13 protein-coding genes are annotated in these 12,886 nt (G+C 56.8%); 8 read left to right on the top strand and 5 right to left on the bottom strand.

Annotation, left to right across the window (positions count from 1 at the left end):
- Positions 1–15 precede the first annotated feature (15 nt).
- A complete protein-coding gene (locus ACZYTD_RS04775) occupies positions 16–2,799 on the bottom strand; it encodes an insulinase family protein (RefSeq protein WP_463889843.1) in 2,784 nt (927 codons plus the stop codon).
- Between the two features lie 156 nt (positions 2,800–2,955).
- On the opposite strand from ACZYTD_RS04775, the gene sixA reads away from it, so the two are divergent.
- The 3 genes from sixA (at position 2,956) to ACZYTD_RS04760 (ending at position 5,116) form a co-directional block, all read left to right on the top strand.
- A complete protein-coding gene (sixA, locus tag ACZYTD_RS04770) occupies positions 2,956–3,423 on the top strand; it encodes a phosphohistidine phosphatase SixA (RefSeq protein WP_463889841.1) in 468 nt (155 codons plus the stop codon).
- A 126-nt stretch (positions 3,424–3,549) separates the two neighbouring features.
- Positions 3,550–3,753: a DUF1107 domain-containing protein gene (locus tag ACZYTD_RS04765; RefSeq protein ID WP_463889839.1), complete on the top strand. Its 204-nt coding sequence runs from the start codon at positions 3,550–3,552 to the stop codon at positions 3,751–3,753.
- 160 nt (positions 3,754–3,913) lie between these two features.
- A complete protein-coding gene (locus tag ACZYTD_RS04760) occupies positions 3,914–5,116 on the top strand; it encodes a methyltransferase (RefSeq protein WP_463889837.1) in 1,203 nt (400 codons plus the stop codon).
- A 21-nt stretch (positions 5,117–5,137) separates the two neighbouring features.
- On the opposite strand, the gene smrB is transcribed toward ACZYTD_RS04760, so the two are convergent.
- Positions 5,138–5,686 carry an endonuclease SmrB gene (smrB, locus tag ACZYTD_RS04755; RefSeq protein WP_463889835.1) on the bottom strand — a complete coding sequence of 183 codons (549 nt, stop codon included), beginning with the start codon at positions 5,684–5,686 and terminating at the stop codon, positions 5,138–5,140.
- A gap of 63 nt (positions 5,687–5,749) precedes the next feature.
- Between smrB and prmB the strand changes: the two genes are divergently transcribed.
- Both prmB and aroC read left to right on the top strand, forming a co-directional pair.
- Positions 5,750–6,685, top strand: a complete 936-nt coding sequence (gene prmB, locus ACZYTD_RS04750) for a 50S ribosomal protein L3 N(5)-glutamine methyltransferase (protein ID WP_463889833.1) — start codon at positions 5,750–5,752, stop codon at positions 6,683–6,685.
- 7 nt (positions 6,686–6,692) lie between these two features.
- Positions 6,693–7,781: a chorismate synthase gene (gene aroC / locus ACZYTD_RS04745; RefSeq protein ID WP_463889831.1), complete on the top strand. Its 1,089-nt coding sequence runs from the start codon at positions 6,693–6,695 to the stop codon at positions 7,779–7,781.
- An 80-nt stretch (positions 7,782–7,861) separates the two neighbouring features.
- On the opposite strand, the gene ACZYTD_RS04740 is transcribed toward aroC, so the two are convergent.
- A complete protein-coding gene (locus tag ACZYTD_RS04740; RefSeq protein WP_463889829.1) occupies positions 7,862–8,620 on the bottom strand; it encodes a TerC family protein in 759 nt (252 codons plus the stop codon).
- Between the two features lie 238 nt (positions 8,621–8,858).
- Here ACZYTD_RS04740 and ACZYTD_RS04735 point away from each other — a divergent pair, with 238 nt between their 5' ends.
- Entirely contained in the window at positions 8,859–9,146 is a 288-nt protein-coding gene (locus ACZYTD_RS04735; protein WP_463889827.1) for a YfcL family protein, read from the top strand.
- 64 nt (positions 9,147–9,210) lie between these two features.
- Here the strand turns inward: ACZYTD_RS04735 and ACZYTD_RS04730 are convergent, their stop codons facing one another.
- Entirely contained in the window at positions 9,211–9,636 is a 426-nt protein-coding gene (locus tag ACZYTD_RS04730) for a hypothetical protein (RefSeq protein WP_463889825.1), read from the bottom strand.
- 10 nt (positions 9,637–9,646) lie between these two features.
- Positions 9,647–10,639: a response regulator gene (locus ACZYTD_RS04725; RefSeq protein WP_463890103.1), complete on the bottom strand. Its 993-nt coding sequence runs from the start codon at positions 10,637–10,639 to the stop codon at positions 9,647–9,649.
- A 201-nt stretch (positions 10,640–10,840) separates the two neighbouring features.
- On the opposite strand from ACZYTD_RS04725, the gene nfsA reads away from it, so the two are divergent.
- Positions 10,841–11,566 carry an oxygen-insensitive NADPH nitroreductase gene (gene nfsA / locus ACZYTD_RS04720; protein ID WP_463889823.1) on the top strand — a complete coding sequence of 242 codons (726 nt, stop codon included), beginning with the start codon at positions 10,841–10,843 and terminating at the stop codon, positions 11,564–11,566.
- Positions 11,567–11,646: 80 nt separating this feature from the next.
- On the top strand, positions 11,647–12,816 hold the full coding sequence (locus tag ACZYTD_RS04715) for a 3-phenylpropionate MFS transporter (protein WP_463889821.1): 1,170 nt from the start codon (positions 11,647–11,649) through the stop codon (positions 12,814–12,816).
- Positions 12,817–12,886 lie beyond the last annotated feature (70 nt).

Raw genomic sequence — 12,886 nt, 5'->3', positions numbered from 1 at the left:
CCAGGTTGGTCTAACTTACTGATGGGTAAACATCCGGCTGGCGAGGCGAAATGCGTTGAGATCCCGGATAACAAACCCCTCCTCGATACGTTCGCCCTGACGATGGGCCTCACCGTAACTGCAGAGGATCAGGCGATCGGCGCGATCACTGCGCAAGGAGCGAATGAAGCGGATGAGATCGGCGCGGGTCATCTGCTCGAGCTCCACGGCGACCCGTTCACGTTGATTGAAGCTGAAATCCCGGCTGCCGATACTGACCCAGAGTCGCTGACTGCGAGTTCGCAGATTGGCATCCTTTTCGCGTAACTGGCTCAACAAACCCTGCTTGCTCTCCTGCCATGCCTGCTCTGTGAGCTCCAGCAAGATGAGATGGAAATCATCGATAAAGAGCTCAATGGCATCCAGCAGGTGTCGGGGACCCACCACCGGTGACTGGATGTAGAAAATGAGCCCTGGGTGACGATTGAGCGGCAGGTTGCCGGTACCGACCACATAACCCAACTGCTGCCGAGTCCGTAACTCATGGAAGAAGGTGGAGGAGATGATGTGGTTGGCCAGGGTGTAGTGGGCTATGTCCAGGGGGCGGGTGCGAGCCGCTTGGTAATAGACCAACAGGGCGGAGTCCATATGATGGCACTCCTGCTCGCGGATCAGGGTGCCAAGCTGGCTGATATCGATTAAGCGGCGACGGGTCTCGCGACTGGGCAGGCTATGCGGGGTCAGTTCCCGCTCCAGGAGCCCGGCGATCTGGCGGACATCATCGGCCAGCCAATCCCCATGGGCCAGTACTTCCAGGTGGACCGCCCTGTAGAGTTGTCGTACAAACTCCGGTAGCTCATCGGCCGTGGTCTCGGTGAGAAACTGCAACAGTTGATCGGTGGGCGGATTATTGGGTTGCAACACGCTGGTCAAGTGGCTGAAGAGCTGGGATATGGGGCGGCCCTTATTCTGGTTCTGCCAATTTTGCAGCATCTGCTGCTTGATGTTGGCAAACCGCTTGGGGTCGACCCGGCCGAAGGTGCGGTTGCGCAGTATGAGTTCCAGCAACCGGGGCAGGCGACTGCTAAAGCCATTGAGCTGCAGGGTAAAGCCCCCTTGATGGGCATAGATGTTGTAGCTGAGCCCCGCTAATTCTGCTGGATAGGTGAGCTCATTGAGGTGGTCGATCAGCAGCTCGACGGTCAGCCGCATCAGGGCTATGTGTCGGGGGGAGCGCACCGCATGCTCACTATCCACGGCAATGAACAGCGCCCCCTTGGGCACTGGGTATTCGGCATCGTGCAGATGCCAGACCCGCAGACCGGCCCGGGAGATGAGGCAGCGTGGATGGGGCTCAGGGCTGGCGCACAGATGGGGCTCCAGACGGTCACAGATGAAGGGGTTGGCCTCGGGTAGCGTCAGGCTCGGATCCAGTGGCATAGGGTCCTGCCAGCGGCGCAGCCAGGCACTCTCTATGGCCTCGACTCGATAGGGGGTGTCATACCAGCGGGCCTGTTTATCTGTGCTGACGCCCGGGGCTGTGAGTTGGATGCGCATGTTGTCCGGGCGCATGAAGGAGAGCATCTGTTGGGTCAATGCCACATCAAACCGCTCCATCAGGTAATCGCCGACCACTATCTCCTCGGGCGCATAGTGGTGCATGTTGATGACCAGATGAGAGACATTGTCGATGGCTCGCCCGCCCTCCTGAAAACGGAATATGGAGTGCAGCACCTGCCGTTTCTCCTCATAACGCCAGGCATCCAGCCCCTGTCGCTCGATCAGGCGCAAGTAGGCAAACAGGGTCTCGATTATGGTGCCTTCGTGGTGCAGCCCCTCCTTGGTGAGGCCAAAGCTGACGCAGAAATCCTTGAAGTTACTCCCGCCCACACCGCTGCCGGCGGAGAGGGTATTGACCCAGCCTTGACGTTTGAACCAGGAGAAGAGGCTACCCTTGCCCTCATAGCCGAGCAGATGGCTGATGAAGGTCAGGGGTTTGAGGTGATAGAGGGCTTCAATGCCTGGTAGGGCAAAACTGACTATCAGTTTGCGACTCTCCTTGATGGGCTCTATCTGGATGCGAACGCCCAGATCTTGCGGCCGGTAGAGTGGGGTGGTGATGTGCTGTTTTCCCAGTGCGTGATTACGGATCTGGCTAAAATGGTCGCGGCAGAGACGCTCCTGCTCATGCAGGCTCAAGCGTGACTGGATCACCAGCGTCATGCGATCGGCACTGTAGTGGTGGCGATAAAAATTCAGCAGCTCCTCGCGGATGTGTTTGCCGTCCCTATCCCCCAGTGTCTGCCAGTTGCCCACCGAGAACTTGGAAAAGGGATGCGCCGGATTGACTGTCTCCTTGTGAACCTGATAGCTGCGCCGCACATCATCTTTTAATTTGAGCTTGAATTCGGAGTCGACGGCATTGCGCTCCTTGTCGATGAGCGAGGCCTCGAAGGTGGGACAGGTGAAGAACTGGCTGAATCGGTGCAACCCTTCGGCGAAGAATTCATGGTGGAGATCGAAGAAGAAATTGGTGAATTCGGTGCCGGTCCAGGCGTTATGAGAGCCACCATGCCGATTGATAAACTCCTGATACTCGCCTGGCTTGGGATAGGTTTCGGTACCCAGGAACAGCATATGTTCAAGAAAATGAGCCATGCCCTCACGGTCTGACGGATCATCAAAATGACCGGCATTGATGGCTAGGGCCGCCGCTGACTTTTCAGTTTTGTGATCCTCAATCAGGAGCACTCGTAGCTGATTATCGAGCTCGAGGTAGTGGTACAACCTATGATCGTTGGGGCTGACATGAAGGCGCATTAGGAGGGGATCGTCGACAGTTTATTGTTCTGTCGCATTATTATTGACCGGCCGGGAGGGGGGTGCAAACCGTTTCTGCGATGAGTGGGCATTGTTATGGCAAGGGGAAGTCAGTAAACTCGCGCCGTTGGTCTGACAGCCTATGGATGCGAGTCGATGAAAATCATTGTGATGCGGCATGGTGATGCCGTGCTGGGTGCTGATGATGATGCGGCGCGGGCGCTGACTGAGCGCGGTCGCCAGCAGTCGTTGGCCATGAGTCAGTGGTTGGTGGCGCAATTACCGAGAATCGATCGGGTCGTGGTTAGCCCCTATCTGCGGGCGCAACAGACCTGGCAGACGATCAGTTCTGTGTTGCCTCATGGCGTGGTGGAGACGCTGGACGAACTGGTGCCTCACGGCCATGCTGACCGGGTGAGTGACTACCTGCGGGCCCTGGAGGGTGAGGTGCAGAGCGTGCTGGTGGTGAGCCATTTACCTCTGGTGGGTTACGTGGTGGCCGAGCTCTGCCCTGGCGTGGTGCCGCCCATGTTTGCCACCTCGGCCATGGCGGCGGTGGAGTTGGAGCATGGGCGGGGTCGCCTGTTATGGCAGCAATCGCCCCACTTGCTGGATACGAAATAATTAACCCTTGCCAAAGTGGGTCTTAAGTCTAAGTTTTGATGACTAAAAGAATTTTTGTCTCTGGATAAGGAACATTTCCCTTTATTATGTTTCTAACTTGACGTGAAACACGAAAAGGGAAGCAAAATGAGAATTTTCAAAAAATATCTGCCAGTGATGATTGCCAAGTATGTGAAGACCTTCTTTCGCGGACGGATCTACATTCAGGGTCGAGGTGGATATGAGTTTGCTGATGGCCACCTGGTGATGCCGAACGAGGCGGATCGAGTGCATCAGCACACGGTAAAAGAGATCAATACCACCATCTCCGAACTCAGCAAGGCCGCCTAGTCACAGGCGCTGTCGGGCCAATTGCAACATCAAGCTTGTCTTCAGAAGGGGTAGCCATAGGCTGCCCCTTTGACGTTTGTGTGTCATGCCTGCGGTGGAGTTGCCCCCATTATGTGGCTACACTGGCGCCGCCTGCCCCGACCGGAGTTTTTAGCCCCTCATGCCTAGCTCGTTACGCCCCCTGTTTACCGAACTGGATGGCTTACTCACCCAATATGCCTCGTTCTGGCAAGTTCACCCTTTTCGCTTGCGACAGCATGGTTTCCAGCTGACGCAGCCGGCTTTGGCGGCCTGTCTGGATGCCCTGAGCCTGGAGCAACTATGGGCGCTGGATGAAGAGCCGGCGGCGCTGGTGGCTTGCCTGCAGCCCCATATTCCCATAGCTGAACGGCTGGCTGAGTTGACGCGGCTTCCGCGTCTGGAGCGTCCCTGTCAACCTGTGCCTGAGCCCCTGGCCCGGTTTATTCCTGGACGAAAATTGGCTCAGCTGCGTCACTTTGCTTCGGCCATGCCCGGGGTGCGCGGACCTCTGCTCGAGTGGTGTGCGGGCAAGGGGCACTTGGGGCGCCTGCTTGGCTTCCAGTCGGGGCAGACGGTTGTCAGTCTGGAGTGGCAGGCCCAGTTGTGCGAAGAGGGGCGGGCCCTGGCGGCGCGCACCGGCGTGACCATGGCATTTGTACAAGGGGATGCCTTTGCCCCCGAGTCTGATGCGCTGTTTTGTGAAGAGCAACATGCGGTGGCACTGCATGCCTGCGGCGAGTTGCATATGCGCTTGATGCAGTCGGCCTGCCAGCGGCGTACCCGAGCCATCACGCTTTCGCCTTGTTGTTATCACCTCATTCGCAGTGAGAGCTATCAGCCCATGTCCGAGTTTGCACGGCAAAGCCAATTGCAGTTGCAGCCCCAGGATCTGCGGATGGCGGTACAGGAGACGGTCACCGCCGGGCAGCGGGTGCGGCGGTTGCGCAGCATAGAGCTCTCCTGGCGCCTGGGCTTTGATCTGCTGCAGCGGGAGATCCGGGGCGTGGATGAGTATCTGCCACTGCCCAATGTGCAGAAGTGTCTGCTGAGCGGCTCATTTGCCGAGTTTGTCCGGTGGGCGGCTCAAGTAAAAGGGCTCGATTTGCAAGGCTTGCCAGCCGCCTCCGCGCTCGATGCTTTTGCTCTGGCGGGCGAGGCGCGCTTACCCGTCGTGGCCCGGATCGAGTTGGTGCGGCATCTATTCCGCCGCCCCCTGGAGTTGTGGTTGGTGCTGGACCGTGCCCTCTATCTGGAAGAGCAGGGTTATCGGGTGACAGTCGGTGAGTTCTGTGGCAAGGAGCTGACGCCTCGCAACTTCATGTTGCATGCCGAGCGGGATTAGGCGACAGCGCGCCGAGCGGGATTAGCGGCGGGCTTGGGCGGCCAGGGGATCGCTCTGCTCAATCAGCACCAGCAGGGCGGCATCCCCCCCCCACGCCTTGGGTGCCTGGTGAAACGCCTCGACCAGTGGGTGTTGGGCCAGCCAGAGTGGCACCTTTTGCTTGAGCACATTTTTACCATGGCCATGCATGATACAGGCACAGCGGATATGCTGGCGACGGCATGCCTGCAGCAGGGCGGCCAGCTCCAGCTTGGCCTGTTGCTGGGAGAGGCCATGCAGGTCCAGCAGCATGTCAGGGTAGTAGTCGCCTCGGCGTAGCCGCTTGACCTCGAAGCTGGAGACATCGCCGCGCACATAGCGCATGGGTCCCTCTTCGCTGAGATGGGGTACAAATTCATCGGAGAAGTAGTGGCTGACGCCCAGGGTTTCACGCACCTCACGCAGCAGTGCTTTCTGCTTGACCGGCTTTGGGGTGGGACTTATGGTATCCTGCTTTATCTGACGGGTACCGACAGCGGCCTCGCGGAACAGGGCAAGATCCTGCTCATCAAGGACGTTTTTTTTCTTCATTAATCAGGTATCTGCATTGTTATTGGGGGCTAACCCCGAATTCTACTCGACCCGGAGGCGGTTTTGGAAAAGATTATCATCGACGAGGCAGTCAATGAGCTGGCTACCGTCAATGACATGATGCGTTGGGCCGTCAGTCATTTCAATGGTGCAGGGCTCTTCTATGGCCACGGTACCGACAATGCGTGGGATGAGGCGGTACAGTTGGTGTTGCCGACGATTCACTTACCTCCCTATATCAGTGAGGAGATCCGCACCGCACGTTTGACTCGCAGCGAGCGTCAGCTCATAGCCGAGTTGGTTTCGCGCCGGGTGGTGGAGCGTATTCCGGCCCCCTATCTGACCAATAAGGCCTGGTTTTGCGGTCTTGAATTTTATGTGGATGAACGCGTCATAGTGCCGCGCTCGCCCATAGCCGAGCTCATCGGCAACCGTTTTGCCCCCTGGTTGCAGCATGAGCCCCAGCGGATCATGGATTTGTGTACCGGCTCGGGTTGTATCGCCATTGCCCTGGCGCAGGCGTTTCCTGAAGCCGAAGTGGATGCCATTGATATCTCTGGCGATGCCCTGGATGTCACCCAGATCAACATCGAGATGTATGGTCTGGAGCAGCAGGTGATCCCGCTGAGCTCGGATCTGTTCAATCACCTGCCCGCCGGTGACAAGTACGATCTCATCGTCTCCAACCCCCCCTATGTGGATGCGGATGACATGTTTGATCTGCCCGATGAGTTTCGTCACGAGCCTGAGTTGGCTCTGGCGGCGGGAGAAGATGGCCTCATCCTTGCCAAGCGCATTCTCGCTTCGGCCGGAGATTTCCTGAATGAGGAGGGGGTGCTGGTGGTTGAGGTGGGTAATAGCTATGTAGAGCTGCAAGCCCAGTACCCAGATGTGCCCTTTACCTGGGTTGAGTTTGCCCAAGGTGGCCTCGGGGTATTTGTAATGACCAAGGCGCAACTGGACGCTTGTCGCGATCAGTTCGCCGCTTACAGGAGTTGAGTGATTTATGGCAGGGAATAGCTTTGGGCATCTGTTTCGCGTGACCACCTTTGGCGAAAGCCATGGTTTGGCATTGGGTGCCGTAGTAGATGGGTGTCCTCCCGGGTTGGAACTCACTGAGGCCGATCTGCAGCATGATCTGGATCGCCGCAAGCCGGGAACCTCCCGTTTTACTACCCAAAGGCGTGAAGCCGATGAGGTGAAGATCCTCTCCGGGGTGTTTGAGGGTAAAACCACGGGCACCTCCATTGGCCTGCTCATCGAGAATACGGATCAGCGCTCCAAGGATTACTCGGATATCCAGGATCTGTTTCGCCCGGGTCATGCCGATTACACCTATCACCAGAAGTACGGGATCCGGGATTACCGGGGCGGCGGCCGCTCCTCCGCTCGTGAGACGGCCATGCGTGTGGCGGCGGGAGCCATTGCCAAGAAGTATCTGCGTCAGCAATTTGGCATCGAAATCTTCGGTTATCTGACTCAGCTTGGCCCCATCAAGGGCGAGCGCTTCGAGCAGGAGATCATCGAAAATAACCCCTTCTTCTTTGCCGACCCGGACAAACTCGAAGAGCTGGATGCCTTCATGCGTGACCTGAAGAAAGAGGGCGACTCTATCGGTGCTCGTTTGCAGGTGGTGGCGCGCAATGTGCCGGTAGGGTTGGGTGAGCCGGTGTTTGATCGTCTGGATGCGGACATTGCCCATGCGCTGATGGGGATCAATGCGGTGAAAGGGGTCGAGATCGGTGACGGTTTCGGGGTGGTAGAGCAGCGAGGTTCGGCACACCGTGATGAGATGCGCCCGGAAGGCTTCAGCAGCAACCATGCGGGCGGCATACTGGGCGGCATCAGCTCAGGACAGGATATTGTGGCCAGCATAGCGCTCAAGCCGACTTCCAGCATCACAGTGCCGGGTAAGACCATAGACACAGCCGGCAATCCGACCGAGATGATCACCAAGGGACGGCATGACCCTTGCGTGGGGATCCGCGCCGTACCGATCGCCGAGGCCATGTTGGCCCTGGTGCTGATGGATCATCTGCTGCGGCATCGTGGTCAGAACATGGATGTGGTGACAGCGACGCCCAAGCTGAAATAGCGGGAAGCGTAACCCGAGTAAATAAAAGAGGCCGAGCATTGCTCGGCCTCTTGCATGACTGGATGTTATTGGCGCGGCTGTTACTCGCTGAGGCTCTTGTGCAGCTTGACCGGTGGTTGTCGTCCCTTGCGCAGGCGGATGTTGAGCATCTCGACGGCCAGGGAGAAGGCCATGGCGAAGTAGATGTAGCCTTTGGGAATATGCAACTTGAAGCCTTCAGCTATGAGGGCTACACCGATCAGGATCAGAAAAGCGAGTGCCAGCATCTTCACGGTTGGGTGGTTATCGACAAAATCGCCAATGCTTTTGGCTGCAAACATCATGACGCCTACCGCAATCATGATGGCCAGCACCATGACAGGCACATGGCTGGCCATGCCAACGGCGGTGATCACCGAGTCGAGGCTGAAGACGATATCGAGTATGGCGATCTGGATCAGCGTGGCCACGAAGCCGCGTCCAGCGCTGCCGGCCATAGAGACGTTACCCTCTTCACCTTCTTCACCCTCCAGACTACCGTGGATCTCATGGGTACTCTTGGCCAGCAGGAACAGACCCCCCAGGATCAGGATAAGATCTCGCCCTGAGATGCTCTCGTTGAAAATGCTGAACAGGGGATGGGTGAGACGCATCACCCAGGCCAGTGACAGCAGCAGCAGTACCCGGGTCACCATGGCCCCTGCCAGTCCCAATATCCGAGCCTTTTGTCTCTGCTCTGGGGGGAGTTTGCTCACCAGGATGGAGATGAAGATGATGTTGTCGATACCCAGCACAATCTCAAGCAGGGTTAGGGTGGCCAGCGCCATCCAGGCACTGGGGTCAAGCAGCCATTCGAACATAATAAGATTCCATTGCGGCAATTGCCGTTTACTGATGTTAACAAAGTTGACAAGTCTACCAGTGAATAGGCGTGATCTGTATCATTGGCGGTGGCAGCCGGATGGATTTTTTTAACGGCTCTTGGGCTCGTGAGCTAGAAAAATAGGCAGGGCTCAGGCAGTATCTGCGCCTTCAGATCGGTTATCGCCGATTGATGCAGATCCGCCTTATCCATGGCCTCTACCAAGTGATCGAAACATGACTATTCTAGAGTTTGAACGACTGTTGCTGGCACAAATTGATGATCTGGTGGCCGAGGGTTCTGATGATGAACTCTTTGCCAGTGGCTATCTACGAGGACACATCTCCTTGGCGGTGGCCAATTGTGAGATACAGGGGCGAACCCTGCTGCGTGATGTGGAGATGAGTGTGCTGCGCGGGTTGCAGCAGGCCTGTCTCAACGGTGAGCTGAGTGATCAGGATCAGCAGCTGGTGGAGAACATGTGGCAGCGTTTGCTACAGCAGGTTAAGACACAACAATCCTGAACATCAGGTTAGCGACACAAGAGAGCGGGCCTAAGCCCGCTCTTTGCTTTTCCAGAGGGTGAGCCTAGGCACTCTCTTGGCTGGCCATGGCTTCTTCGGTGACGTCGTAGATCAGGATGGCCACATGCTCAATCTGACCGGTGAAATCCGGTAGCGGCATGATGGTGACGTTTTGATACATATGCTCGGCGCTGCCGGTGATGGGCCTATAGTTGGAAAATTTAAAGAGATAGGGGCGCTGCTCCCAGCTGATGAACGCCTTGTTGTTCAAGGTCTTGACCATCTCCAACTTGCGTTCGAGCCAGATTTTGTCCAGCTCGGGGTAGAGCTCGAACAGCTCCTTGTCTTTCACCTCGTAACTGAGTTTGCTGCTGTGGCTCTCCATGAAGCTGTTCCAGACCTCGATCCGGTTCTCTTTATTTAACACAACCAGGCCGACTTCCAGGTTTTGCACTATGGTCATCAACCAGTGAAACTCTCTGATCTCCATCTTCACTTCCTCATATCAGATGCAGGATCTTGTTATTCATGAACTGGATCGAATCCTCGGTAAACAGTAGCAGCAGATCGCACTGTACCTGGTGATCGCGGATCTGGTAGTTGATCTCTATGGCCAGGGTGCGTTTCCACCTGTGCTGGTTGGCCTGGATCAGCTGCTGAATGGGCCTGTGCTGCCCCAAGACCACTGGGTGTCCTTGACTGAAGGGGGTATCCAGTTGGTTGGCAAAGCCGCGCAAGAAGGCGCCGATGAGGACGTTGGACATGTCCATCAATAGCTCCAGCTCCACGCTCTTGGTCAGCGGGCCCGAGTGTTTCATCAGCTTGGCCAGATCGGCAAAGCTGGAGTCATGGAACAGCACTAGCGCTTCACCCGCTATGCCGGCACCGATGAAGCCCTGACATACCGCCGAGAGAGTATCGCTCCGTGAGGCCGAGCTCAGAGCCATATGCAGCTCACTCACCTCCAGGACATTGACATTGGGGATGGGCAGCAACACAAAGCCCCCCAGCATGCGGGCCAGCAGATCGGCGGCTTGCCCCATGGCCACGTTAGCCAGCTCCTGGTAGACATCCCGAGCTTCGACCGTGAGGTTAACACCGGGCGAGGGGAGCGACTCGGCTTCCCCGCCAGGTCGGTATAGATTGAGTCGCTCCAGTAGGTGGCGAATGTCATCGCCACTGCAGGGTTTTTTGATAAAATCCAGTGCGCCCAGCGCCATGACTTGGCTATGGGCCTCAGGCTGGATATCACCGGAGACGACTATGACTTTGCAACGGATATGTTCGCGTTGCAGGGTTTGCAGGACTTCGTAACCATCCATGACCGGCATGGTGAGGTCGAGAAAGACGACATCCCCATGGCCAAGCAATATTTGCTCGACGCCTAATTGCCCATTTTCGGCGAAATGGAGTTCGATGGGCCAGTCCGGGGGGAGCGCTCTTGCCATCTGCTTGCGAGCAAAGGCGGAGTCGTCACAGATCAATACGTTCAGCGCCATGATGCCTCTTCTTGTTGCGGGTTTGTTTCAAGCCTGAGTATAAGGGTAGCCTGTGCAGAACTTTGAGCAAAGAGTAATGGATCGGGCCTTGGACCAGTATGAAGATTGGCAGCCTTTGCGCCAGCTCACTCTTTGCTGGGATAGAGCAGGCCATTGCTCGGGCATGGCTGTTTACGAACAAGATTAAGGAAGAAGATGACACCGACTATCGAGCTATTGCGTAATCACACCTCCATTCGTCATTTTACGTCACAAGCTATCTCCGCTGAGCAACGGGAGGCGATCCTGGCTGCCGCCCAAGCCACGTCGAGCTCCAGTTTCCTGCAGTTGGTCAGCCTGATCCGCATCACTGACCCCTCAGTGCGATCCCGCTTGGCCTCTTTGGCCGGTGAGCAGCCCTATGTGGCCAGCGCCGCCGAGTTTTGGGTCTTCTGCGCCGATCTGGCGCGCAATCAGCGGATTGCGCCGCAAGCCAAGCTGGGCTTTGCCGAGCAACTGCTGATGGGGTGTATTGATACGGCCCTGATGGCGCAAAATGCCCTGACGGCAGCCGAGTCCCTGGGCTTGGGGGGCGTATTCATAGGCGGGATCCGTAATGCACCGCAAGAGGTTACCGAGCTGCTGGCACTGCCCGAGCAGGTGTTACCGCTCTTTGGTCTGTGCCTGGGCTATCCGGCGGAGCAACCGGAGCGCAAACCACGCCTGCCCCTCGCTCTGTGGCTGCATGAGGAGCGCTACCCCGAGGCCTTGGATGAGTCGTTGCTGGCCGAGTATGATGTGACGATGCGCCATTATTACGCCGCTCGCAGCCACAACACCAAGCAACAGGATTGGAGTGGTCAGGTGAAGGCGATACTGAGCAAAGAGAGCCGCCCCTTCATGCTGGCCTATCTGCAGCGGCAGGGGTTCATCCAGCGCTAGGTTAGGCATTCCCACTCCCAACTGACATCTCGCCCGGGCTTTGTTATCCTTGCTGCCCGTTTGAATTGTAGGGGTTTTTTGTGCGACCTTTTGCCTGGCTTTCGTTATTTCTTGTTGCCATTTACTTCGTGTACGGTGCTTATGTTCCGTTTTGGGCGTTGTGGTTGGAATCCCGCGGTTTGTCGGCCGATGACATCGGTTTGCTGATTGGTCTTGGGCTTGCCATTCGCTTTGTGGGAAATCTGCTGATCATGGGTCAGGCCAACCGGGCCTCCTTGCTGATCCCGGCCTGTCGTTATCTGGCCTTGGTCAGTTTGCTCTGCTTTGTCGGATTTCACTGGTTGAGTGGCTTCTGGCCCTTATTGTTGTTGATGCTGCTGGCTAATTTCATTTATCCCACTTTGCTGCCCCTGAGTGAAGCATTGGCAACTCGCATGACACTGCAGGTCAACCTGGATTACGGCAAGATCCGCCTGTGGGGCTCGGCGGCGTTTATTCTGGGTTCAACCCTGGTGGGGGCTCTGGTTCAGCACTGGGGCGCGGACTGGGTACTCTATACCATGCTCATCGGCTTGGTTCTGCTGTGTGGTTTAAGCTGGTTGCCCATGACCCCAGCGCCGTTAGATGGCGCCAGCCAGAAGGCGGGCGCGGGTTTCATGCCGCTTTTGAAGAGTCCGACTTTTTTGCGGTTTTTGCTCATCACTGCCCTGCTGCAAGGTAGCCATGCGGCTTACTACGGCTTCAGCGCTATCTACTGGAAAGCCAGTGGTTATGCCGAGAACCTTATTGGCTATCTCTGGGCCCTTGGCGTGCTGGCTGAAATCATCATGTTTGCGACTAGTCGTCGCGTGTTGAGTTCATTAGGTTACCAGTCTCTCTTCTTGATCGGTGCGGTTGGCTGTCTGCTGAGGTGGTCGATACTGGCGACAACTACCGATGTGACCTGGCTGGCGCTCTCTCAACTGCTCCATGCGGTTACCTTCTGTGTCAGCCATCTGGGAGCCATCCGCTACATGACGCAACATATGTCTGCCGATCAGGTTATCCCTGCTCAGACCCTCTATGCCGCGGTGCCGACAGGTATTGTCATGGCGTTGCTGACGGTACTCTCGGGTGTGCTGTTCCAGGCGTTTGGTAGCCAGGTATTCTGGCTGATGGCTGTCATAGTGCTGCCCGTTTTTGTGTTGCGCTTGCCAAGCCATGCTGTGGCTCACACCACAGATCCTGAGAGGGTGGCGGGAGCGAAATAGTCCGCAATGGGAACGTTAAGTCGCTGGTGATGGTCGACTGGTCACACCAGCGCTTGTTGTGTCGGATAGA

The organism is Pseudaeromonas sp. HNCC25DJ180 (assembly GCF_055413345.1).
This window is presented reverse-complemented; position numbering and strand designations above follow the sequence as displayed.